The organism is Nitrincola alkalisediminis, assembly GCF_009821115.1.
GTDB lineage: Bacteria > Pseudomonadota > Gammaproteobacteria > Pseudomonadales > Balneatricaceae > Nitrincola > Nitrincola alkalisediminis.
Map to the genome: position 1 here is coordinate 84,897 of NZ_VYTY01000012.1, position 24,745 is coordinate 109,641.

Genomic DNA, 24,745 nt, shown 5'->3' on the forward strand with positions numbered 1-24,745 from the left:
GACTACCACCTCAATCCTTCAGGCCTGAATACGACTTGTGTTCGTCTCAAGCGCCGTTCAAATAATAAAGGTTCAACTTCTGCAACACGCGGAAGCCGCTCTGTACGCCTTGCTGCCTGCTCTGCAGATCGATCGAACGCAGCATCACCGCTGCTTTTAATAATACGAACATCACTGATTTCACCGTTTGGCATCAAGTGCAACTCAATGACTGTTTCCATCCCATTTCGCGCAGTTGCTGGAATACGCCAGTTTTGCGTCAACATTGCACTAATATAGCTACCAATGTCACCAATTACTGCATTTGCAGCCGCCTGTGCCGCTGCCTGAGCTGCCGCTTGAGCTTCTGCCTTCGCTTTTTCCTCAGCCGCTCGGCGCTGCTGCTCAGCCGCTTCACGCTGCCTTGCCTCTTCTTGGCGTTGACGCTCAGCTTGAGCGGCTGCTTCTTGACGCTGCTTTTCTTCTGCCGCTTTACGTGCCTCTTCTTCGCGCTTACGTTCTTCGGCCGCTTTTTGGGCTGCGAGCTCTTGTTCTCGCTTACGCTCAGCCTCTGCTGCTGCCTGCCGCTCTCGTTCCGCTTTTAGCCTTGACTCCGCCTCGCGCTGAGCCACTAACTCTCTCTCGCGCTGCTGCTCGGCTTCCTTCCGTTGCTGTTCTTGTCGTTGCTGTTCTTGTCGTTGCTGCTCTTGCCGCTGCTGCTCTTGCCGCTGCTGCTCTTGCCGTTGCTGCTCTTGCCGTTGCTGCTCTTGCCGCTGCTGCTCTTGCCGTTGCTGCTCTTGCCGTTGCTGCTCTTGCCGTTGCTGCTCTTGCCGTTGCTGCTCTTGCCGTTGCTGCTCTTGCCGTTGCTGCTCTTGCCGTTGCTGCTCTTGCTGAACAGCCTGCTGATTTCTGTTTTCCGTTACCTGCTGGCTCGCGGTTGCATCCGGCAAACTTAAAGACGCCAGATCAATCATCTGCGCTTGAATTTGCCTTGCTACCTTATGCTCGGGCTTTGCATGATCAAACCAATGACCCGCAATGATAAATACAACCACTAAATGGACAAATGTTGCCAAAATCGTAGGCACAATGTAATTGCGATTATTCACAACACAAAACCTATTCAGTTACCAAACCGACGCTAGGAGCGCCAGCTTGCTGCAAAAGGACCATTAATTGAATAATCCGATCATACTCAACCTTTTTATCCCCACGCACCAACAGCATCTTTTGCGGATTAACGTTCAATATTTTCTCGACCCTATCTCGAATAATATCGCCCGACACGGCCTCTTGATCATCGCCACCCACATTAATGTAGTAATTCCCCATTGCATCAATGGTTACGATCAATGGCTCTTCATCGTCTGTTTGTACTGGATCTGCACTTGCCTGAGGCAAGTCCACATTCACACCTTGGGTCAACATTGGAGTTGTAACCATGAAAATAATCAACAGTACTAACATCACGTCAATATAGGGTACGACGTTTATTTCAGAATTTAAGCTTCGTTTTTTACGCGTCCGCCATTCCATGCTCAACCCCTACAGTGCATGAACGCGACGATAAAGGATACTAGAAAACTCATCCGCGAAAGTTTCATAATTACCCATTAAGGCTTCGGCTTGTGCCGAGAAACGGTTGTACGCTATAACCGCTGGGATAGCCGCAAACAGACCAATTGCTGTCGCAATCAATGCCTCTGCAATCCCTGGAGCAACAGCTGAAAGCGTAGCCTGTGCTACATTTGCCAAACCACGGAAGGAGTTCATGATCCCCCACACAGTTCCAAACAAGCCGATATAAGGGCTAGTAGACCCCACTGTCGCCAGAAAGGAGAGATGCTTCTCCATCTTTTCCTGCTCACGCGACATAGCGACCCTCATGCTACGTTGAACACCTGCCATCACAACATCAGGATCGGCATGGCCTTTTTGGGTCAAGCGCGTAAACTCACGCAGGCCAGCCCTAAAAATATTCTCGGTTCCACAATGATCATTAGGCGTATGATTAACTTCTCGGTAGAGTTGACCTAAGTCAATCCCTGACCAAAAGCGCTCATCAAACTCCTGCATCGAACGTTTCGCGTTGCGAATGTAACTTCGACGCTCAAAAATCATGATCCATGATAAAAACGAGGCCAATACCAACACCAGCATTACTAGCTGTACGACCAAACTGGCCTCTAAAATAAGGCCCCAAATTGACAACTTATCCTGCACCTTTTACTCCTGCTCGGTCAGTAGAGGGTTCTATCGTTTCTGTTACACACATTTTCAGCCCACTCGGGAGCCTGCGAGGCTTTTTCGAATCAGCACTCACACAGACAACCGTTACATGGGCTGTACATAATAATTCGGAATCGGATTTACGGCGAATTGACTGTTTGAACAACAGTTTTGCTGCGCCTGAAGCTTCGATTGCAGCTTCGACTAATAGTTCATCATCTAGACAGGCGGGCTGAAGGTATCGGCTCTCCAATTGACTAACGACAAATAATACATTATCCGCAGACAAGGACTGCTGCGAAAATCCAAACGAACGAAGCATTTCTGTTCTCGCTCGCTCCATGAACTTCAAGTAGTTCACATAATAAACGATACCACCGAAGTCTGTATCTTCTATATAAACTCTTTGCTCCAGGGTGAATGACATTACCCTCACCATATGCATAATTCAGACGACACAATATCAGCCGCTCAAATTTATACAAGAGGCAAAGGGCTTTCTAGAGAAATTTTTTTCGCATACCTTATTCGATTTTATACCGACTTGAACAAGCCAAGCAGTATCGCACCAAAGGATCAGCTTTTAAGCGGTTTAATTCTATTGATTCGCCACACGAATCACAATACCCGTAGCGACCTTCAGCGCATTTGCACAGCGCCTGTTCACACTCACGTATCTCAAGTTCCAGAGACGGAGGAAGCTGCCTGTTTGACTGCAGCAACAACTCCCTTTCATCCAACAGATATTGACGCATCTGCTTTAGCTCTTCTTGAACATTCGAGCGTGCTGATAACCTCACTGACTGAACCATTATCTCACCCGGAATCTCAATCGCTACGTTCAGATTCCATAGTAACAAGCACAATCAAAGAAACGTTGATCAGCGTCAGAAAAACGTATTATTCTGACGTCTTTTTTAACAAACCGAAGTGCGCATAGGCATGATCAGTAACCACTCGACCTCGCGGCGTTCTCATAATAAAGCCTTGCTGAATCAAGTAGGGTTCGAGCACATCTTCAAGCGTATCCCGCTCCTCACTAATGGCAGCCGCCAAACTATCGACACCGACGGGCCCACCATCAAACTTTTCGATCATCGCTAACAGCATACGCCGATCCATATGATCAAAGCCGCGCTCATCTACATTCAACATATTCAATGCAAGGTCAGCAATTGCCGCTGTAATGGCACCATCTCCCTTGACCTCCGCATAATCTCTTGCACGTCGCAATAATCGATTCGCAATACGTGGCGTCCCCCTAGAGCGCTTTGCAATCTCCCTTGCCCCATCAGGATCAATCGGGGTTTTCGTCAAAGCCGCAGCACGAGAGACAATAGACGTAAGGTCATCAACAGAGTAATACTCTAAGCGCTGAACAATCCCAAACCTATCTCGCAGCGGCGATGTTAGCAACCCTGCGCGTGTCGTTGCCCCCACCAGCGTAAATGGCGGCAACTCTATCTTGATTGACCTAGCCGCCGGACCTTCTCCGATCATAATATCCAGCTGATAATCCTCCATTGCTGGATACAGAATTTCTTCGACATTTGGGCTTAAACGGTGTATCTCATCAATGAATAAAATATCGCCCGCTTCCAAGTTGGTCAACATTGCAGCGACATCCCCTGCTTTTTCAAGCACAGGCCCTGATGTTGTCTTGATTTGCGTCCCCATCTCATTCGCAATGATATTTGCAAGCGTGGTCTTTCCTAGACCCGGCGGGCCAAAAATCAACGTATGATCAAGCGCTTCATTACGATTACGTGCGGCATGAATAAAGATTTCCATCTGTTCTCGGACAACAGGCTGCCCTTGATAATCCGCCAACGTCTGAGGCCGCACCGTTCGATCCTGAACTTCCTCGACTCGACTGACAGGCTTAGGCGTTAAAAATCGATCTGCTTCTATCATCCGCACACACTTCCCAATTAACTAATCATCGATTTCAACGCATGGCGAATCAGATCCTCGGAACTCGCCTGAGCACCCAACTGCTTGTACACCTGCTCTACAGCTTTCGTTGCCTGAGCAGGCTTATAACCTAAGGCCGCCAATGCACTTTCAGCTTCCAAGCGACTGTCCATACGCTCAACTTCCACTTGAGGCGTGCTAATTTCAGGAGACAACAAATCATGCGCAGATGAAAAACGTTTTTTCAAACGGTCTTTCATTTCAATAATCAGACGCTCGGCTGTTTTTTTACCCACACCTGGAAGTTTACATAAAGTCGTTACATCTTCTAACTCTACACAACGAATAAAGGCATCGCCTTGCGTACCCGACAAGATTGTAATGGCCAATTTAGGCCCAACGCCGTTGGTCTTAATCAGCTCCCTAAACAACCCTTTTTCTTGAATATCCGCAAACCCATACAACAACTGCGCATCTTCTCTGACCACCATGTGAGTGTACAAGGAAACCTCTTTCCCCACCTCTGGTAGCCGATAAAATGTATTCATTGACGCTTCAATTTCATACCCCACTCCTGCAACATCTAACAACATAAAGGGAGGATTTTTCTCAAGCAAGATTCCACGCAAATGTCCAATCATGGGGCATCATTCCTCTGGATGTTTAGATTTTTTGAACAAACGCCGCAAGAGACGGGGCAAACGGGGTGGATGATCCATACCCGCCAAAACAAAGACAGGTAAACGCAACTCCAACACAATCGCGAGCATTCTAACGATAAAAATAATGGCGATCGTGATTAAGGCGAGCAAACCCGACTCAATAATGCCATGCAATGACACGTAAAATATTGCCCCAAGCAATGCACAGGTCGCGTAGAATTCATCGTGTCGCAAAATACCGGGGATTCGAACCGTCATTAAATCACGGATCATCCCACCCGCGCAGCCCGTCACCACGGCCATAACCACCGCGATGGTTGGTGTAAAACCCAACGACAGTGCTTTTTCAGCCCCAGCCACCGCAAACAATGCTAGACCCGCGGCATCGAGTGTCAGCAAGGCTCGCCGCGGATAAGGTCTATAACGACATACTGCAAAGGTAAACAATGCAGCAATCACGGCCGTCCACAACAGCACGGGATCTGCAATCCAAATTAATGGATGTGCATTCAAGCAGAGATCTCGCAGCGTTCCTCCACCCAAAGCCGTCACAATTGCCAGCACAATGACACCAAACATATCAATTTGGCGACCTTGCGCCGCTAAAACCCCTGTTGCAGCAAACACCGCAATACCCGCCAAATCGGCATAATAGACAAACTCTGTCACCTCAATCATCGCCAACGCCCTCCACGACCTGAGTGATGTGTAACAACACTCAATAAAGAGCTACGAGAATGAGCATGACAAAGCGCAATCGCTAATGCATCAGCAGCATCCGCTTGTGGCAATCCAGGTAATTTCAAAATATGCGAAACCATGTGTTGAACTTGTGTTTTATCAGCGGAGCCTGAGCCCACTACCGACTGCTTTACTTTTCTTGCCGAGTATTCATAGACAGGTAACGACTGATTACTCGCGGCCACGATCGCCACTCCACGTGCCTGACCGAGCTTTAATGCAGAGTCTGCATTGCGAGCCATAAAAACCTGCTCTATGGCGCACTCTTGGGGGAGGTAACGCTCAATAATTTCCGTCACGCCGGCATACACTTGGCGCAAACGGTCCGGCAGCTCATCTCCTTTGATGCGGATACAGCCGCTGGCAATATACTCGTTTCGACCCGATACACTGTTAATCACACCGTACCCTGTAATCCGTGACCCCGGATCAATACCCAACACAATCATTCAGATCTCTCTGTATAAAGAGGCATTACTCCATTGCCTCTTCCGGTATATTGGCGTTATGAAAGACATTCTGTACATCATCAAGATCTTCCAGAACATCCAGCAAACGCATAACCTTTTGCCCGGCTTCCAAATCGAGATCTATCTGTGTTGACGCCACCATGCCAACCTCAGCGTCCACAGGTGCAAAACCCGCATCCACCAACGCCTGCTTAACATCCATAAAGTCTGCCGAGCTGGTTAAGACCTCTACAGTGCCTTCCTCATGGGTCACGATGTCTTCTGCTCCCGCCTCAAGGGCAACATCCATGATCATATCTTCAGTGACAGGTGCCTCAAACACTATCTGGCCTCGCTTAGTGAACAAGTAGGCAACGGAGCCATTCGTTCCTAAATTGCCACCGTGTTTAGAAAAAGCAGCCCTTACCTGCGACACCGTACGATTAATATTATCGGTCATGCATTCAACAAGAATCGCAACACCACCTGGCGCATAGCCTTCATACGTCAGCTCATCGTAGTTTTCACCTTCGGCGCCACCCACTCCACGCTGAATAGCTTTATCGATTGTATCGCGCTTCATGTTAGCGCCCAGCGCTTTATCTACGGCAGCCCTAAGGCGAGGATTGTCTTCAGGTGCACCACCCCCTTCTTTTGCAGCCACCGTCAATTCGCGGATCAGCTTGGTGAACACCTTGCCACGCTTAGCATCTTGAGCCGCTTTTCTATGCTTTATATTGGCCCATTTGGAATGACCTGCCATGCTACTCCCTCACTTTCGTATCGAACACGTCTCTAAGTAATACGCGTATAAAGTAAAAAGGGGCACCTGAGCACCCCTTTTAAGATTTCATATGAATCTATCAGGGTGCTTTTCGCACTTTGATATTAAGCTCTCTCAGCTGCGCTGCGCTAACCTCACCCGGCGCGTCTGTTAACAAACAGGCTGCACTTTGGGTTTTCGGGAAGGCAATCACTTCACGAATGGATGAAGAGCCCGTCATTAACATAACTAGACGGTCCAAACCAAACGCCAAACCTCCGTGTGGAGGCGCACCGTAGCGCAATGCATTTAGCAGGAAGCCGAACTTCTCTTCCGCTTCTTCATCGGTAATGCCCAGCACCTTAAAGACGGCACGCTGCATTTCTTGATCATGGATACGAACCGATCCACCACCAAGCTCAGTTCCATTCAACACCATATCATATGCACGAGACAACTTGCCTTCAGGCTGCTCAATCAACTCGGCAGGTGTGCAATTGGGTGAAGTAAATGGGTGATGTAGAGCGGTTAAGCCACCCTTTCCATCGTCCTCGAACATAGGGAAATCGACAACCCACAAAGGTGCCCACTCGCATTGATGCATTTTCAAGTCTTCGCCGACTTTTAAACGCAGAGCACCGAGTGCTTCATTAACAACTTTCGCTTTATCTGCACCAAAGAAGACCAAGTCTCCGTTTTTCGCACCAACACGTTCCATTATTTTTAAAGCGACATCTTCGCCCAAAAACTTAACAATCGGAGATTGTAGGCCTTCAGCACCCTGAGCAAGATCATTGACCTTAATCCACGCCAAGCCTTTTGCACCGTAAATTGAGACAAACTTGGTGTAATCATCAATTTGCTTGCGCGTTAACTCAGCACCACCAGGTACATTCAACGCAGCGACTCGTCCATTTGGATCCTGAGCAGGCGCTGCAAAGACTTTAAAGTCCACAGCGGCTACCAAATCAGCCACATCGACAAGCTCCATCGGAAAACGTAAATCAGGTTTATCCGAACCGTAACGCTGCATTGCCTCAGAGTATGGCATGTGCGGGAAGTCACCCAGCTCGACATTCAACAATTCGCTAAACAAACCGCGAATCATGGTCTCGGTGATGGCTATAATTTCATCCTCAGACAAGAACGAGGTCTCGATATCGATCTGAGTAAACTCTGGCTGACGATCTGCACGAAGATCCTCATCTCTAAAGCACTTTGCTATTTGATAATAGCGGTCAAAGCCAGACACCATCAGCAACTGTTTAAATAGCTGCGGTGACTGTGGCAACGCGAAGAAATGACCTTCGTGGGTACGGCTAGGAACAAGATAATCACGCGCACCCTCAGGTGTTGCCCGCGTCAAAATAGGGGTTTCAATATCAATAAACCCGTTATTTTCTAAATAGTTACGTATATAGTGCGTAATTTGTGAACGAAAACGCAACTTACGCTGTATTTCAGGACGACGCAAATCAATAAAACGATTGCGCAAACGAACGTCTTCACCAACTTGTTGATGTTCATCCAGCTGGAAAGGGGGCGTGTCTGACTTGTTCAGAATACGCAGTTCTTTACCCAAAACCTCTATGTCGCCCGTTGGCATGTCTTTATTTTCAGTTCCCGCAGGACGCGCACGAACGCTGCCACGCAACTCAATGACGTATTCGTTGCGCACACTGTCTGCCAACTTGAAAGACTCGTGCCTATCAGGATCAAACACGACTTGAGTGATACCTTCACGATCTCTAACATCAAGAAAGATAACACCACCGTGATCACGGCGACGGTGAACCCACCCCATGAGAGTAATGTCTTGGCCGATATGTTCTTTGCGAAGATCGCCGCAATAATGGCTGCGCATGATTGACTGTTCCTGTTCCCGTAACTGTAAAAGCAAATAAGCGCGGGATTATACCCTATTATCTCGGGCCTGACAGCGTCCGCGCTATGATTCAATTTAGAAAGGTGCAAAACTCATTTCGCCCTCAAGCAGCGTATGAATACGCTGACGAATTGACTCAATCTCCTCATCTGAATAAGGATTTGCATCAACTACTCCCCAGATAGGGGCTGGCCAAGCGACGTCATCTTCATACCGAACGACATGATGAACATGCAACTGATGAACAACGTTCCCTAATGCAGCTACATTCATCTTGCGAGCCGAAAAAGAGTCAGCTAAAACCTGAGACAATACAGATGATTCCTTCAGCAACTGGATCTGATCCTCTTCAGATAAATGGTAAATCTCACTTACACCAGCTCTTCTGGGCACCAAAATAAACCAAGGATAATGGCTGTCATTCATCAGCAATACGCGACATAGAGGAAAATCCCCCATAATAAAGGTATCTGCCTCAAGCCGAGGATGCAGTTCAAACTCTAACTCTAACTCGTCCATACTCACTCCCGTGATATAAAAATACACTTAATACGTATAGGATGGGGGGTATCTAAAAAACAGTATAGGTGATTATGTATCAAGTCAGAAGTATTGAAGGCATTTCAGAAATAAGTGCTAAGGATTGGAATCATTTATGCGGCCAAGACTACCCTTTCCTTCGACATGAGTTCTTACATGCGCTGGAAGCATCTTCAGCTGTATCGCCTTCAACAGGCTGGACACCCTGTCATCTATTAATGAATGAGGGTCGTCAGCTTATTGCTGTCATGCCCATGTATATCAAGACACACTCTTATGGTGAATATGTGTTCGACTGGGTCTGGGCAGACGCCTGGCAACGCTACGGTTTGCCCTACTATCCCAAATTACTGACAGCCATCCCCTTCACGCCCGCCACGGGTCCACGTATCGGCACACATCACCCACTCAATAAAATAGTACCCTTATTTATTGAGGCCATCCAAGCACTAGGTGAATCATTTAACACCAGCGGATGGCACGGTTTATTTACCGAGCCTGAGTTGACGCAAATAGGTAAAGACCAAGGGCTTTTCACTCGACTCGGCACCCAATACCACTGGTTCAACCGCCAATACTCTGACTTTGAACACTATTTAGCGCACATGATGTCCCGAAAGCGAAAGAGCATCCGCAAGGAACGCGATAAAATTAGCAAACTCAATCTAAGGATTCGTTGTTTAGAAGGACATGAAATTGACAGCACGGCTTTAAATCATTTTTATCAATTTTACCAAATCACGCATTTGAAACGCGGGCGCAAAGGCTATTTAAACCGCGCGTTTTTTGAACAAATCGTCCAAAAACTACCCGAACAGCTTATGCTGTGCAGTGTCGAAAGAAGCACGGAAGTCATCGCAAGCGCCCTCTTTTTTAAAAGCTCGACGACCTTATTTGGACGCTACTGGGGCGCTACAGAAGAGATCGATGGCCTGCACTTCGAGACCTGCTATTATCAAGGAATCGAGTACGCAATACGACATGGGCTGCAGCGCTTCGATCCTGGGGCTCAAGGAGAGCACAAAATTGCACGCGGCTTTGAGCCCGTTGACACTTGGTCATTGCACTGGCTGGCGGAGACAGGGTTTCAGCCAGCGCTGACACAATTTTTAGAAGAGGAACATCAGCACATCCGAGCGCAACAGGATGACCTAAGAACCTATCTACCCTTCCATAAAAACACTCATTCACAAGAGGACTAAGCCTCCTTGTTTAATGAAGCGCTATACTGGCAAAGGTGGGTTCGTCTCTTGCCTGCGCCAACGCCTTGATCGCCGAAGACACTCGATCCTTAATGCCCTCATTTGGCATAGGCGGCAGTGTTAGCGTCATCTTAGGAGCAAGCAATACCTCTTCTGATGCTGTCGCTTTTGAATGCATGCCTTGGCGCTCTTCACGTGGTGGAATACCGAAATACTCTCGATAACATTTAGAAAAATGAGGCGTTGAAGCAAATCCGCATGCAGACGCAACCTCAATAATAGACAAACCACTTTGCTTAAGCAGTTGCCGAGCACGGATTAATCGCAGCTTTAAATAGTAACGTGATGGTGAGCAATCCAAATATTTTTGAAACAAACGCTCAAGCTGTCGCCGAGACAAATCGACATAACTGGCCAACTCATCAAGCGTTAACAACTCTTCAAGATTAGACTCCATCAACGCCACAATCTCTAAGAGTTTAGGCTGATTTGAACCCAACACATGCTTTAAAGGGACACGCTGCTGATCTTGTTCTCCCCTGACGCGATCATAAATAAACATATCCGAAATACCTGCAGACAGGTCCTTACCATGATCACGCGCAATTAACGTCAGCATCATATCCAACGGCGCGGTTCCACCTGACGAAGTTAAACGATCACGGTCGATACTAAACAAACGCGAACTTAACTCTACACGCGGATAAGCTTCATGCATTGAAGCGATACACTCCCAGTGTATACTTGCCTCATAATGATCCAATAAACCCGCCATCGCCAATACCCAACTCCCCGTGCAAATGGCGCCAAGCTGACGGTGCTGACGAGCTTGCAATTGCAACCACTGTAAATGCTCTTTACTGGCACTGCGCTGAGGGGCAATACCACCACAGACAATAACCATGTCCAGCGGCAGGGCTTCATGCGTAGATGCATCCGGCGTAACACTCAAGCCATCACTTGCCTGCACAACCCTTCCACCCAAGCTTAGGGTATACCATTGATACAGCTCTTTCCCCGAAAGCTGATTTGCCATGCGCAACGGCTCAATGGCCGATGCCAATGAAATCAAAGTGAAATTATCCAGTAATAAAAAACCTATATGCTTAACACTGGTATTTGTGCTGGGTCGAGCACGAGAATAAGAAAGATCTGATGACATTGACAAAACTCCGAGTTTTTTGTGTCGCTAAAAAATCTTAAGCAAGACTAATGCCAAAAAAAGCATAACTTGCACTTTCGATCTGTCAGCGACGTTTTTATTGTTATTATGGTTTGTGAGAAAAGATTGATAGCTCACTGAACCTCGATGTCGTTTTTGGGCACGTTCTGGGTCAACAGTAACTGAATTTGATACGTTTAGCATGTAGTTTTTGTTGCATGCACGGAAATGAGTATTGCTATACAGCATCAATTGCCTGTGTTTTTTTTATCTATTTCAAACACGACCTATAACATCCCATCTGCGCCACCCGCATGACCTCTATGCGGTTGATATTCGTCTAAAAATGAAAAGATTCTTTGAATTATCAACAACTAATAATAAACCACAAAACTTGATGATCATCAAGATTCCTATTTGACAATACAAAATTATTTTTATAGATTCAAAACAAGAATGACGCAGATCAATGATTTTTTGCTTGATCTATACTTTACGATTTCGACTTACTCAATGCAGGATTAATGAACATGACACGCTTTCCCGAGCACGCACTTTACATTCACGGTGAATATTACCAAGCGACGTCAAACAAAACCTTTACGACACATAATCCTGCAACAGGGGAAGTATTGGCCAGCATTCAGGAGGCCAGCTTAGAAGACATAGATGTAGCCGTTAAAAGCGCGCGTGCCGGCTTTAAGATATGGTCAAAAATGACCGGAACTGAGCGTAGCCGCATTCTAATGCGCGCCGTTGACCTATTGCGTGAGCGCAACGATGAACTAGCGCAGCTTGAAGTTTTGGATACTGGCAAACCTTGGCAAGAAGCCTCGGTTGTTGATATCGCCTCCGGTGCTGATTGCATTGAGTACTTTGCAGGTTTAGCACCCACTCTTCGTGGCTATCATGTCGATCTAAACCACGCCTTTGGCTACACTCGCCGCGAGCCCTTAGGCGTTTGTGCAGGGATTGGTGCATGGAACTACCCTATCCAGATTGCTTGCTGGAAAGCCGCCATGGCGCTTGCCTGTGGCAACAGCTTAATTTATAAGCCCGCCACTCTGACTCCACTCACCGCATATAAACTGGCCGAAATCTTTACAGAAGCGGGTCTACCAGCAGGTGTTTTCAATGTTATTTCAGGTGGGGCTGATGTCGGAAATGCGCTTTCACTTCACCCAGGTATCGACAAAATCTCCTTAACTGGCTCCACGGCTACAGGCAAAAAGGTAATGGCCGCCGCCGCTACGACACTTAAGCAAGTGAGTATGGAACTTGGAGGCAAATCGCCATTAATTATCTTTGATGATGCAAATCTAGACAATGCCGTCTCTGCCGCCATGCTGGCTAACTTTTACACTCAGGGTGAAATTTGCACCAATGGCACCCGCGTGTTCGTCCACAAAGATATTAAAGATGCGTTCATCGAACGCCTTGTAAATCGCACAAAGCAATTAATTATTGGCGACCCTATGAACCCAACAACCCAAGTTGGAGCGCTCATTTCACAGGATCACATGGAAAAAGTGCTCGGTTACATACAATCGGCTGTGGATGAAGGTGCAACGCTTGTCTGTGGCGGACAAGCCGCTCAGGTCGAAGGCCTTCCTCAGGGGTATTTTGTAGAACCCACCGTCTTTGCTGACTGTCGTGATGATATGACGATTTGTCAGGATGAGATTTTTGGGCCTGTTATGTCGATTCTTGAATTTAACGATGAAGCCGACGTAATCGAACGTGCAAACAAAACAGATTACGGACTTGCAGCGGGTATTTTTACACAAAACCTCGCACGCGCTCACCGCGTCATTGCCGAAATTGATGCAGGAACCTGCTGGATCAACAATTACAACATCACCCCGATTGAGCTGCCTATTGGAGGTTTCAAACTGTCGGGTATCGGTCATGAAAATGGACCAGAAGCCATCCATCACTATACACGTTTAAAAAGCGTTTATGTGGAACTTGGCGACGTAGACAGTCCTTACGCGTAATTCTTTTAGCAGGCGAGTTCAGGTCATGAATAAAACATACGATTACATAATAGTAGGTGCGGGGTCAGCAGGTTGTGTGCTGGCGATGCGCCTAACCGAGTCCGGTGAGCACAGCGTTTTACTGATTGAAGCAGGCGGTAGTGATAAGAGCCTCTTTATTCAGATGCCCACCGCACTCTCCTATCCCATGAATAACCCAAAGTACAACTGGGAATTCGAGAGCGTTAGTGAGCCTGGATTAAATGGACGTAAGTTGCACTGCCCGCGTGGAAAAGTGCTTGGCGGCAGCTCTTCAATTAATGGAATGGTCTATGTACGCGGTCATGCCTGCGACTTTGACGAGTGGGAAAGCCTAGGCGCTAAACACTGGAACTATCAAAACTGTTTGCCCTATTTTCAGAAAGCCGAGCAATGGATTGAAGGAAAAGACGGGTATCGAGGTGGATCTGGTCCACTAAACACCTGTGCGGGCAATGACATGAAGCTCAACCCCCTCTACGAAACCTTTATTAAAGCAGGCGAAGAGGCAGGATATCCAACCACCGAAGATTATAATGGATATCGCCAAGAAGGCTTTGGAAAAATGCATATGACGGTTAAGAATGGCGTTCGCTGGTCAACGGCCAATGCATATCTTAAACCCATTTTGCATCGCCCAAACCTCACCTTAGTGACGCATGCATTAACGCACCGCGTCATCCTCAAGGATAAACAGGCACAAGGGGTTGAATACCAAATCGGCAATACGCTTTACCAAGCGACGGCCAACAAAGAAGTCATTCTTAGCGCAGGCTCAATCGGCTCTCCAACACTCCTGCAACTTTCTGGTATCGGCCCTGCTCCTGTTCTTCAAGCAGCTGGCGTTCCTCTGGTTCATGAGCTGCCGGGCGTAGGTGAAAACCTTCAAGATCATCTTGAAGTATACTTTCAATACAAATGCTTAAAGCCAATTACCCTGAACAGTAAGCTCGACCTTCTGAGCAAAGGATTAATCGGTGTGGAATGGATCACCCAGAAAAAAGGGCTCGGAGCAACAAACCATTTTGAGTCTTGCGGCTTTATTCGATCCAGAGCCAATTTAAAATGGCCAGACATTCAATATCATTTTTTACCCGCAGCCATGCGTTATGACGGCCAAGCCGCGTTTTCAGGTCACGGTTTTCAAATGCATGTTGGGCCGAATAAACCAAAAAGCCGTGGATTTGTTCGAATTCTATCCAGCGATCCCCGTCAAAAGCCATTGATTCAGTTTAATTACTTACAAGACGAGCGTGATCGATTGGATTGGCGCAATACAATACACCTCACACGTGAAATTATTCGTCAGCCTGCCATGGATGAATTTAGAGGTGATGAAATACAACCTGGCCAATCCGTGCAAACGGATGCAGAGATCGACACCTGGGTAAGCAATAATGTCGAGAGCGCATACCACCCCTCTTGCACCTGCAAGATTGGTCAGGATGACGACCCGCTTGCTGTGCTCAACGAGTTTTGCCAAGTGCGCGGCATTCAGGGATTACGTGTCGTAGACTCATCTGTTTTTCCGAGCATTACCAATGGCAACCTCAATGCACCCACGATCATGGTAGCCGAGCGTGCCGCCGATATGATTTTAAATAAGCCATTGTTACCTGCTGCAAATGCATCCACTTGGATCGATCCAAACTGGCAAACACAGCAACGTTTAAACCAACCAAAGCGATAGTGATATCGCTTTGGCATAACAACTAGCACAACCTTAAGTCCCCTATTTTTGTACGAGGAAAAACCACTCCCGCTAAACAGTTGCATATAGTGTAACTAAAGGCTAAATAAATAGAAAATAAAAGGAGAAAATCATGCAAATGATTTTATCAGCCGCATTTATTGCGGTCTTAGCAACAGCTATATTTATCGTTATACGATGGGGATCTGTTAAATGCAAAGGCCCCATTCCTGTTTCACTCTTTACGTTTATCGCAATTTTGTTTACCTCCGGTCTCGATGTGGGACTCATTATGTTTCCGCTCACCGAATTTCCGGTCTATGCTGAAGATAGCGCCTACAGCTTTACAAATCCTTTAGCGATTGAATTCGGTTTTTGGGGATTTTTAGTTTGGGGACTTTATTTCTTAACTACTTTTTATTTCAGCGTCATAGAGCCCAAATTAAAACTCTTTGAAATACCTATTATCAAAGTAATTAATAACTTTGTTATTATCACCACTTGTGCATTTACTGGTTTTTTATTTTTAACCTATCTACCTGATTACATCGAAGGCATCAATGATTTTACTCGGTATTTATTAGTCGCCGGTGTTGTTCTAGCTGCGGTTATTTCCAGCACAGATATTCGATACGTTAAAATACTTAGTATCAGCTCCACTTGGCTATTTTTTGCTTTGATCGCAGCTATCGGACTCTCATCCGGCATGGGGTTAAGCGATTTCCTTTCAACCACAAGTGAACTTGGCGGGTACTTTAGCAACTTGCACCGTTTTGTCACCCCCATTACAGACTACCATGAGTTCTATTTATTCTGGTGGTTTGCCTGGAGCATCATGATTGGTCAATTCGTTGCTCGTTTTGTCGGAGGGCTAAAGGCTTGGCACCTACTAATCGCCTTATTGGTATTCCCTTCCATTCCTCTAGCGATTTGGTTTAGTGTTTTATATTTCCACTTTATCAATGATCAGGTCGTGCTCGGGTCTCTTCGAATGGCAATGGTCATAGTGGGTATTATTTTCGTGGTAAACTCATTGGACTCACTGATCAGACTCTACACCGAAAACTTAGGCCTAACGGTTGATCGTCTTGGGAAGAGCGCCTATATATTCGGAAACTGGACACTGATGTATGGGATTATTCTGCTTTACCAGTTCACACCCTTTGAAATCCAATGGGTCGGGCTAGTGGTCATCGCACTGTATGTCGGCATTTATTGTCTATTGCTTAACCAAAGGCAAGATGTAAAAACACAAATTCACTATGTTAAACACAACCACTGAAGCGCCAATCTAATGCAATAAACTGTAGAAAGGGAGGCAAGAACCTCCCTTTCTACATTTAGTTTTGTGGCTGTTCAACCAAGGGCGATTGTGCCAACATAGCGTTAATATACAAATCACATAGATGAATCGCAACCTCGCTCGTAATCTCTCGATCCTCCATGGCTTTTTGCAACCAAAACCCATCCATCATCACGGCTAACCCTTGGCTAGCCACGAGCGCACTTTCTTTAGGCATAAGTGCTTTAAGGTTGTATAGCAAATTACTTTGTAAGCGGCTATAGATTAGCTTTTGTAACCTCAAAAAAGGTTCACTTGGTGATGTCTGACCGTATAGCATCAACCAGGCTTTTGCATTTTCTCGTGTAAAAATAGAAGGATCAAAATTCCCTTTCAACACCGCCGTCAACTTTGTCCTAGGTGTTTTTGCTTCCCTCATCAGCCCCGTGACCTTATCACCAATGAGTCGATTGGCATATTTAACCACAGCATGAATCAATTCCATTTTATTTTTAAAATGGTAATTGACGATGCCATGCGACATACCTGCTTTTTCACCTACGCGCGCAACAGTCGTACCTTCAAGCCCATGTTCCAACATGACATAATAGGCGGCTTTAGTAAGATCGGCGCGACGAATTTGTCCAATAGAGGTTTTCACGTTATGTTCCTTGACTTGAGACACAGCTCATATTCAAATTGACACAGATTGTACTTTGGCCTCGCGACACAACTGCCTCTTAACAAGGTGCTCAGCCCCACAGACTAAACACGTGCCCTAGCCACAAATATCGGCCAAACAGACTACTCAATTTTGTCGGTTATGTATATGAGTCCATCGATGTAAATCGTGTATTATTCTTTTCTTTGAAACTAAACGAGATATCCTATGCAAAATCGGATTCCCACTAACCTAATCACAGGTTTCTTAGGTTCGGGTAAAACAACGGCCATTAAACATTTAATTGGTTTAAAACCCTCCCATGAAAAATGGGTTGTAATCGTAAATGAGTTTGGTCAAGTCGGTGTGGATGAAATGGCTTATGAAAGCCAAGGCGACATTACACTTGCTCCCTTGTCAGGCGGCTGTGTCTGTTGTCAGCTCAGTGGGGAGCTTCACAAAAGTTTGTCGCAACTGCTAGAGGCTGACCACTTTGACCGACTGCTGATTGAACCAACGGGCATGGGACATCCTGCAGGCATACTGGATACGCTACGCAAACCTCACTTTAGTGAACGTTTGGATCTAAGAGCCACACTTTGCATCTTAGATCCTCGGCAATTAGACGATCCCATGCTTGGCTTTAATGAAACTTTTCGGGATCAAATCAACCTAGCCGATATCCTTGTTGGCAACAAGTCCGACTTGCTCGACGTTGATCAAATCGAACGTTTCAAATCCTTTGCCACCTCTGTATTTCCACCAAAATTAAGTACACATATCACTCAGTTTGGTCAGTTGAAAATTGAATGGCTTGATGCCATCCAAGAAGGCATTGTCAGCACGACCGCAGCTCACTCAAGTCACGCTCACAAGCATGACCACGAACATAATCATAAACACCATCCGCATGATCATAAGCATAACCATGAACATGCCGCCTCACCTCAGCCATGTGCACCTATTCGAAAAACCAGTTCTGGGTTAGGAAAGCACAGTTGCGGATGGATTTTTCATCCAGACGATATTTTTCCGTTTGATGAGCTTGAAGCCTTGATCCAATCAATCCAGGGCGTTGATCGGCTAAAAGGCGCCTTTCGTTTAGGCGCACCTTGGGTGTTTTTTAATCGGGTCGGTGATGAAATTCATTACGATGCGATCGCCTATCGACGCGACTCCAGAATGGAAATCATTTCGTCAGAACCACTTGATTGGGATGCGATAGAAACAGAGCTCGTTGCCTTAACTCAAATCGGCCTCAACTCTCCTTATCGAGGCCTCTAATAAGACGGTACTAACACTCGATTGCGTTTACAGCGAGGCCTCCTTTAGAGGTCTCTTTGTATTTATCTTGCATATCACGCCCAGTGTCCCTCATTGTGCGAATGACTTTATCTAAAGAAATAAAATGCTCGCCATCCCCTCTGAGTGCCATTTGTGCGGCATTGATGGCTTTCACTGATGCGATGGCATTGCGCTCGATGCATGGCACCTGCACAAGGCCACCAACCGGATCACAGGTTAATCCTAGATTATGCTCCAAACCAATTTCAGCCGCATTCTCAACCTGTTCTGGCGTTCCGCCTAAGACTTCACACAGACCAGCGGCCGCCATCGCACAGGCCGATCCAACTTCACCTTGGCATCCAACCTCTGCCCCCGAAATCGATGCATTTTTCTTGCACAGTATCCCTACGGCACCTGCCGCCAATAGAAAATCTACAACCTGCTTTTCACTCGCGGTAGGCTCAAACTTCATGTAATAACAAAGAACGGCCGGAATAATCCCCGCAGCGCCATTCGTCGGTGCGGTTACCATACGTCCACCCGCCGCATTTTCTTCATTGACGGCCAACGCATACACATTGACCCAATCCATCACTGAAAAATTTGTCGCAATCACATTTTTGTTCTGCTGAACTGATTTTAAGCGATCATGAAACGCAGATGCCCGACGTTTAACATTTAAACCACCGGGTAACATGCCTTGATGCTTTAACCCATTTTCAACACACTCCAACATCACCTGCCAAATTTTATTTAAGCCAGCGCGGATATCGGCTTCGGAACGCCACACCTTTTCATTTTCCAGCATCAGCTCACTGATACTCATTTGGTGCGTCTTACACAACTCCAACAGTTCAACCGCTGTGTCAAACTCGTAAGGCAAACGCGATGAATGGAGAACAAGTTTATCCTTAGACGCTTCAGCTTCTGTGACCACAAAACCGCCACCAATTGAATAATATGTATTCTCATACAGCTCAACCTGATCGGCATAGGCACGAATGCGCATCGCATTCGGATGGTGCGGAAGCGACTCATCAAGAAACACCATATCGCGCGTCTCTACAAACACGATATCCTGTATCCGGTTAAGCGTTAGTGTTTGTGTAGACCGCAATGTCTCAATCGACGAATCGATCACGCTTGGATCAATACTGTCGGGGCGCTCTCCCATCAACCCCATTAAAATTGCACGATCAGTGGCATGGCCTTTACCCGTTGCGGACAAAGAGCCATACAATAACACTTCAATACGTGTGACCTGCGTCAACACATCCATTTTTACTAATTCATTGACGAAATCATTCGCCGCACACATTGGACCGACCGTATGTGAACTGGAAGGCCCCACCCCTATTTTAAAAAGGTCAAAAACGCTGATTGACATCGCGCTTCCTCAAAGACTTATTGTTTTGTTAATTGGCAAAAACGACCGTCTTGCTGCCCTGCATAAACACTCGACGCTCGATGTGATAGCTTACCGCACGTGCCAGTGTTAAACACTCTATATCCCGACCTTTTGCCACTAAATCTTCTGGATAATGGCTATGATCTACCGATTCTACCCCCTGAGCAATAATCGGTCCCTCATCCAAATCGTTGTTAATATAGTGCGCTGTCGCTCCCACAAGCTTGACACCTTTATCATAGGCTTGATGATAAGGTTTTGCGCCTTTGAAGCCAGGCAACAAGGAGTGATGTATGTTGATTGCACGCCCCGATAACTTGCTGCACATATCGGCAGACAACACCTGCATATAGCGCGCTAAAATAACCAACTCAGCGCCCGTTTGTTGGATAATGCTCCATACTTCAGCTTCCTGTTCCGCTTTTGTTGTCGGCGTGATAGGTAGGTGATAGTAAGGAAGCTTATGCCAAGCGGCCAGAGGCTCCAGGTCCGGATGATTGGAGACAATGGCTTTAATATCGATGGGTAACTGGCCGATACGGTAACGATATAGCAGGTCATTTAAACAATGATCAGACTTAGACACCATAATAACGACAGGCATACGCGTTCCCGGTGCCGTTAACTCAAACGCCATGTCAAAGGGTTGAGCGCGATCGTCAAAACGACTGATAAACGAGGCGGAATCAAACGCCCCTTCGGGCCGAAACTCGACACGAATCACGAAGCCCTGACCTTCTCTATCATCAAAGGAGTTAAGCTCAGTAATGTAACAGTTTTCCTCTCTCAAGAATCGTGTCACAACATCCACTGTGCCGATTTTACTAGGACACTGTGCAGCCAAGATCCAATTGTCGTGATGTGTTGTCATCGTCATAGCTCCTTGAGCAATACGGGTCAGGGATGGAAGAAAAATCCCTCCATCCTCTGTCACAAAATATTAGACCGTAAAGGTCAGATCAAATTCACGACCAGCATCCGCGATCCACCGATAGCAGTAATCCGAAAAACTACGCCGTATCACCAACTCCCATTCCTGCTCATTGGGCCGTCGAATAATCGCCGTTGCCTTAGCAAAGGTAGTCGAAACACCCTTGCCAACGGGGAAGTTGCGTTCATGCACATCGTAGACACAGGATTTACTCAATAAGTCAAAGACCTTGCTTCCTGTTAAACGCAACAGGGTTTGCCCACCGCCTACATTCACAATCGAGAAATGACCTGAAATTTGCTGACGTAAATTTTGCTCGACGTCGTACTCTTGTCCTGCAGGAAGGATTAACAACCACTCATCAGGCGATAACCACTGCACGCTGGCACCGGTTGTTTCATTCAACGCCAGTGTCAGCGGTTGCAACGGCAGCTCAACACCAATGACGGACTGTACCGCCGCTTTCAATGACTCGTTGTCAGCCTGACCGCGCAGAATCAAGTGCCCTAAAAATGCGTGCTCAGTGACAACCAGCGAACTGCCACCTTTGATAGACGCTAGATGCGCCAAGGGTGATTCCGCTCTCACCTCTGATCCAGGACATTGGTTAAAAACAGCAACCTTAGACATTTTGACGTACCCCTTTAGGATCCAAGAAGATTGGACTGACCACCTCAGCTTCGATGACTGTGCCATCGGCCATTGGCATATACACTTTTTCACCCATGCGTTTAGAGCCGCCCATTAAGAGTGCTAAGGCAAATCCATGACCGAGCGTTGGACTGAAATAACTCGAGGTTACATGTCCTACCATTTTCATTGGAATGCTTTGCTTGGGATCCAGTACGATTTGAGCACCCTCTTGCAAAACGACCTTAGGATCGACAGGTTTCAGGCCCACCAGTTGTTTACGATCTTCACGACGTGTATCCGGGCGCGATAATGCACGTTGCCCTATCCATGAAAAGGGCTTGTCATAACCAACGCACCACTGCATGCCAAGATCCTCTGGTGTCACTGAACCATCGGTGTCTTGCCCAACAATGATAAAGCCCTTTTCCGCTCGAAGAACGTGCATCGTTTCGGTGCCATAAGGCGTTAAACCGTATTTGTGCTCGTGAGCAAACAAGGCCTTCCAAACATGCATGGCATAGTTGGCTTGCACGTTAATCTCATACGTCAGCTCACCCGTGAACGAAATCCGATAGACACGTGCAGGCACACCCGCTACCTGACCTTGACGACATTCCATGAACTTAAAGGTGTCTTTTGACAGATCGATATCTGTTATTTCAGATAGAAGGTCTCGCGCTTTTGGTCCAGACAAGGTCATGGTGGCCCAATGATCCGTCACTGACGTAAAATACACCTCAAGCTCAGGCCATTCTGTTTGATGCCAGAGTTCCAGCCATTCAAGAATGGCAGCGGCTCCTCCGGTTGTTGTGGTCATCAAGAAATGATTGTCGCCTAAACAGGTCGTGACACCATCATCCATCACCATACCGTCATCTTTACACATCAAACCATAACGGCATTTATCAACGCCCAATTGTGCCCATTTATTGGTGTAAACCCGGCCAATAAACTCACGTGCGTCCTTACCCTGAATATCAATTTTGCCCAACGTCGACGCATCGAGAATACCGACTTTTTCACGCACGGCACGACACTCACGTTGCACGGCATCGTGCATCGTTTCATTACCCACAGGGAAGTACCAAGGACGCTTCCACTGCCCGACATCTTCAAACTTAGCACCACGTTGTAAATGCCAAGCATGAAGTGCTGTGTAACGCTCTGGATCAAACAAATCACGGCAATGACGACCCGCAATCGCACCAAAGGTAATGCCCGTGTAGTTAGGACGGAAGACGGTTGTACCCGTTTCAGGGATCGTCTGATTCAAAAGACGAGCGGCAATGGCCATACCGTTAATATTACCCAGTTTTCCTTGATCCGTTCCAAAACCAAGGGCTGTGTAACGCTTAACATGTTCAATTGACTCAAAGCCTTCACGTGTCGCCAGCTCGATACCCGCGGCTGTCACGTCATTTTGCAAATCGACAAACTGTTTAGGCGCACGCATCGTCGGTTTTTCATGTGGCACCTGGAACAAAGCTATAGGCTTCGACTCCAACTGCTTAGTGACGCTGGGCAATTCCACACCTGCCACATTAAAGCCACTGGCCAACGCCGCATTTGTGCCTGCCTCAGCCGCATCGGCCAAGATCCGATCCAACGCATAGACGCCATTTACAGCACCTACAGAGGTTAAACCTTTCACTTTCCCAGGTACAAAACCAATAATGTCATCACGCCAAATCGGACGTGTCCCAGTATGCGCAGACAAATGCACAACTGGACTAAAGCCACCCGAACTTGCAATCGTGTCACAGGCTAAATCATCTTTAACACCCGTGAGGGTAAAGGTTGCAGGATCAACACCCGACACCCGAGCACCTGTGACCCGCTTAGAGCCTTTCGCCTCAAACACAGCGCTTCCTGTGATAATGCGAATGCCCTTTTTACGCGCCTCTTTGACACAATCGCCTTCCGGACTGGGTCTAGCATCAACAATCGCAACCACTTCACGACCCGCTTCAGCCCAGTCCAAGGCCGCGCGATAGCCATCATCATTCGTTGTCGTAACTACTAAGCGTTGACCCGGAACAACCGCATAACGGCGAATATAGGTCGAAACAGCACCGCACAGCATATTGCCCGGAACATCATTGTTCGCATACACCAAGGGTCTTTCGTGAGCACCGCTGGCTAAAATGACCTGGTGTGCTCTGACATGATGCATACGCGAACGGACTTGATTCGCATCAGGAGCTGTGTCTGCCAGATGTTCGGTACGGCGTTCATGTAAGGTTGCAAAGTTATGGTCATGCAAGCCATTGGCCGTTGTGCGCGGTAAAAGCAACACTTCAGGCATTGTGGCTAGTTCAGCCAACACCTGTGACACCCAAAGACTTGCGTCTTTACCATTGAGCTGATCGCGCGTATCTAAAAGATGCCCGCCCATCTGCTCTTGCTCGTCACAGAGTATCACGCGCGCACCGGAGCGACCTGCTGCCAAAGCCGCTGTCAAGCCCGCAGGTCCAGCACCGATGACCAGCACATCACAATGACGATGGTAATGATCGTACTGATCAGGATCTTTTTCTTTGGGTGAACGCCCTAAACCAGCAGCCTTACGAATGAACTTTTCATAGGTCATCCACATAGATGCGGGTGCCATAAAGGTTTTGTAGTAAAAACCAGGCCCCATCATCGGCCCACCCAGCTTACCAATCAGCCCCATGGCATCGTTTTCAACGTTTGGCCAACCATTGGTACTGCGCGCAGTTAAGCCCGAATAAAGTGCTTGTTGAGTCGCTCGAATATTCGGAACTTGTGCCGCTTCAGTGGCACCCAACTGCATAATCGCATTGGGTTCTTCAGCACCCGCTGCAACGATGCCTCTGGGACGAGAATACTTAAAACTGCGATTAACAATACCTACGCCGTTTGCCAAGAGTGCCGACGCAAGCGTATCCCCTTTGTACCCTGTGTACTGATTGCCATTAAAGGTGAAGGTCAGTGTTTGAGTGCGATCAATATAACCACCCGACCCAAGACGATTTACTTGGCTCATGAGCGACCTCCTTTAGCGAGACTTTCAGCCGTTACCTTGGGTTTCTCGCCCATCTTATAGGTTTCTAAAATTTCATAACTGACCGTATGGCGGGTAACATTAAAAAACTTGCGGCAACCCGTTGCATGCACCCATAGCTCATGATGAATCCCACGCGGATTATCACGGAAGAATAAATAATCTGCCCACTCCTCATCGCTGCATTGCTCTGGTGACAGAGGTCTGGCGATATGGGCTTGGCCTTTAGGTCTAAACTCAGCTTCTTCACGATGTTCCCCACAGTAGGGACAGAAAATATGTAACAT

24 protein-coding genes are annotated in these 24,745 nt (G+C 47.1%); 5 read left to right on the forward strand and 19 right to left on the reverse strand.

Annotation, left to right across the window (positions count from 1 at the left end):
• Positions 1–2: 2 nt before the first annotated feature.
• The 12 genes from tolA to F5971_RS15960 form a co-directional block, all read right to left on the reverse strand.
• Positions 3–1,088 (reverse strand): cell envelope integrity protein TolA, encoded by a 1,086-nt coding sequence (tolA, locus tag F5971_RS15905; RefSeq protein ID WP_193495977.1) that lies wholly within the window; start codon positions 1,086–1,088, stop codon positions 3–5.
• Positions 1,089–1,098: 10 nt separating this feature from the next.
• Entirely contained in the window at positions 1,099–1,515 is a 417-nt protein-coding gene (gene tolR / locus F5971_RS15910) for a protein TolR (protein WP_193495979.1), read from the reverse strand.
• 9 nt (positions 1,516–1,524) lie between these two features.
• Positions 1,525–2,202 (reverse strand): protein TolQ, encoded by a 678-nt coding sequence (tolQ, locus tag F5971_RS15915; RefSeq protein WP_193495981.1) that lies wholly within the window; start codon positions 2,200–2,202, stop codon positions 1,525–1,527.
• The gene (gene ybgC / locus F5971_RS15920; protein ID WP_281348328.1) at positions 2,192–2,635 is read right to left on the reverse strand and encodes a tol-pal system-associated acyl-CoA thioesterase; all 444 of its coding nucleotides are present in this window, start codon (positions 2,633–2,635) and stop codon (positions 2,192–2,194) included. The genes tolQ and ybgC overlap by 11 nt, the downstream gene beginning before the upstream one ends.
• Positions 2,636–2,732: 97 nt before the next feature.
• Positions 2,733–3,020 carry a TraR/DksA family transcriptional regulator gene (locus F5971_RS15925; protein WP_036509751.1) on the reverse strand — a complete coding sequence of 96 codons (288 nt, stop codon included), beginning with the start codon at positions 3,018–3,020 and terminating at the stop codon, positions 2,733–2,735.
• An 88-nt stretch (positions 3,021–3,108) separates the two neighbouring features.
• On the reverse strand, positions 3,109–4,122 hold the full coding sequence (ruvB, locus tag F5971_RS15930) for a Holliday junction branch migration DNA helicase RuvB (RefSeq protein WP_036509749.1): 1,014 nt from the start codon (positions 4,120–4,122) through the stop codon (positions 3,109–3,111).
• 17 nt (positions 4,123–4,139) lie between these two features.
• Entirely contained in the window at positions 4,140–4,763 is a 624-nt protein-coding gene (ruvA, locus tag F5971_RS15935; protein ID WP_193495984.1) for a Holliday junction branch migration protein RuvA, read from the reverse strand.
• Positions 4,764–4,769: 6 nt separating this feature from the next.
• A complete protein-coding gene (locus tag F5971_RS15940; RefSeq protein ID WP_036509747.1) occupies positions 4,770–5,462 on the reverse strand; it encodes a trimeric intracellular cation channel family protein in 693 nt (230 codons plus the stop codon).
• Positions 5,459–5,974 carry a crossover junction endodeoxyribonuclease RuvC gene (ruvC, locus tag F5971_RS15945; RefSeq protein ID WP_036509745.1) on the reverse strand — a complete coding sequence of 172 codons (516 nt, stop codon included), beginning with the start codon at positions 5,972–5,974 and terminating at the stop codon, positions 5,459–5,461. The genes F5971_RS15940 and ruvC overlap by 4 nt, the downstream gene beginning before the upstream one ends.
• A gap of 25 nt (positions 5,975–5,999) precedes the next feature.
• Complete coding sequence (locus tag F5971_RS15950) at positions 6,000–6,737, reverse strand: YebC/PmpR family DNA-binding transcriptional regulator (protein ID WP_036509743.1); 738 nt, start codon at positions 6,735–6,737, stop codon at positions 6,000–6,002.
• 100 nt (positions 6,738–6,837) lie between these two features.
• Entirely contained in the window at positions 6,838–8,601 is a 1,764-nt protein-coding gene (gene aspS / locus F5971_RS15955) for an aspartate--tRNA ligase (RefSeq protein WP_036509741.1), read from the reverse strand.
• Positions 8,602–8,697: 96 nt separating this feature from the next.
• Positions 8,698–9,141, reverse strand: a complete 444-nt coding sequence (locus tag F5971_RS15960; protein ID WP_036509739.1) for an HIT domain-containing protein — start codon at positions 9,139–9,141, stop codon at positions 8,698–8,700.
• Positions 9,142–9,215: 74 nt separating this feature from the next.
• Here F5971_RS15960 and F5971_RS15965 point away from each other — a divergent pair, with 74 nt between their 5' ends.
• The gene (locus F5971_RS15965; protein ID WP_193495986.1) at positions 9,216–10,364 is read left to right on the forward strand and encodes a GNAT family N-acetyltransferase; all 1,149 of its coding nucleotides are present in this window, start codon (positions 9,216–9,218) and stop codon (positions 10,362–10,364) included.
• A 10-nt stretch (positions 10,365–10,374) separates the two neighbouring features.
• Here the strand turns inward: F5971_RS15965 and gbdR are convergent, their stop codons facing one another.
• The gene (gene gbdR, locus F5971_RS15970) at positions 10,375–11,526 is read right to left on the reverse strand and encodes a choline metabolism transcriptional regulator GbdR (protein ID WP_193495988.1); all 1,152 of its coding nucleotides are present in this window, start codon (positions 11,524–11,526) and stop codon (positions 10,375–10,377) included.
• A 530-nt stretch (positions 11,527–12,056) separates the two neighbouring features.
• Between gbdR and betB the strand changes: the two genes are divergently transcribed.
• The 3 genes from betB (at position 12,057) to F5971_RS15985 (ending at position 16,513) form a co-directional block, all read left to right on the forward strand.
• The gene (gene betB / locus F5971_RS15975) at positions 12,057–13,523 is read left to right on the forward strand and encodes a betaine-aldehyde dehydrogenase (RefSeq protein ID WP_036509734.1); all 1,467 of its coding nucleotides are present in this window, start codon (positions 12,057–12,059) and stop codon (positions 13,521–13,523) included.
• 25 nt (positions 13,524–13,548) lie between these two features.
• Positions 13,549–15,231, forward strand: coding sequence for a choline dehydrogenase (betA, locus tag F5971_RS15980; protein WP_193495990.1), 1,683 nt, complete (start codon positions 13,549–13,551; stop codon positions 15,229–15,231).
• Between the two features lie 133 nt (positions 15,232–15,364).
• On the forward strand, positions 15,365–16,513 hold the full coding sequence (locus F5971_RS15985; RefSeq protein ID WP_193495993.1) for a BCCT family transporter: 1,149 nt from the start codon (positions 15,365–15,367) through the stop codon (positions 16,511–16,513).
• Positions 16,514–16,571: 58 nt separating this feature from the next.
• On the opposite strand, the gene betI is transcribed toward F5971_RS15985, so the two are convergent.
• Positions 16,572–17,174, reverse strand: a complete 603-nt coding sequence (betI, locus tag F5971_RS15990) for a transcriptional regulator BetI (RefSeq protein ID WP_193495995.1) — start codon at positions 17,172–17,174, stop codon at positions 16,572–16,574.
• A 228-nt stretch (positions 17,175–17,402) separates the two neighbouring features.
• On the opposite strand from betI, the gene F5971_RS15995 reads away from it, so the two are divergent.
• Entirely contained in the window at positions 17,403–18,458 is a 1,056-nt protein-coding gene (locus F5971_RS15995; protein ID WP_193495997.1) for a CobW family GTP-binding protein, read from the forward strand.
• Positions 18,459–18,468: 10 nt separating this feature from the next.
• Here F5971_RS15995 and F5971_RS16000 read toward each other — a convergent pair whose 3' ends face one another.
• From F5971_RS16000 to F5971_RS16020, 5 genes are all read right to left on the reverse strand, one after another.
• Entirely contained in the window at positions 18,469–19,848 is a 1,380-nt protein-coding gene (locus F5971_RS16000; RefSeq protein WP_193496000.1) for an L-serine ammonia-lyase, read from the reverse strand.
• 28 nt (positions 19,849–19,876) lie between these two features.
• Complete coding sequence (gene purU / locus F5971_RS16005; protein ID WP_036509724.1) at positions 19,877–20,740, reverse strand: formyltetrahydrofolate deformylase; 864 nt, start codon at positions 20,738–20,740, stop codon at positions 19,877–19,879.
• A 69-nt stretch (positions 20,741–20,809) separates the two neighbouring features.
• Positions 20,810–21,430 carry a sarcosine oxidase subunit gamma gene (locus F5971_RS16010; protein ID WP_036509722.1) on the reverse strand — a complete coding sequence of 207 codons (621 nt, stop codon included), beginning with the start codon at positions 21,428–21,430 and terminating at the stop codon, positions 20,810–20,812.
• On the reverse strand, positions 21,423–24,440 hold the full coding sequence (locus tag F5971_RS16015) for a sarcosine oxidase subunit alpha family protein (protein ID WP_193496002.1): 3,018 nt from the start codon (positions 24,438–24,440) through the stop codon (positions 21,423–21,425). The genes F5971_RS16010 and F5971_RS16015 overlap by 8 nt, the downstream gene beginning before the upstream one ends.
• The gene (locus F5971_RS16020) at positions 24,437–24,745 is read right to left on the reverse strand and encodes a sarcosine oxidase subunit delta (protein ID WP_036509718.1); all 309 of its coding nucleotides are present in this window, start codon (positions 24,743–24,745) and stop codon (positions 24,437–24,439) included. The genes F5971_RS16015 and F5971_RS16020 overlap by 4 nt, the downstream gene beginning before the upstream one ends.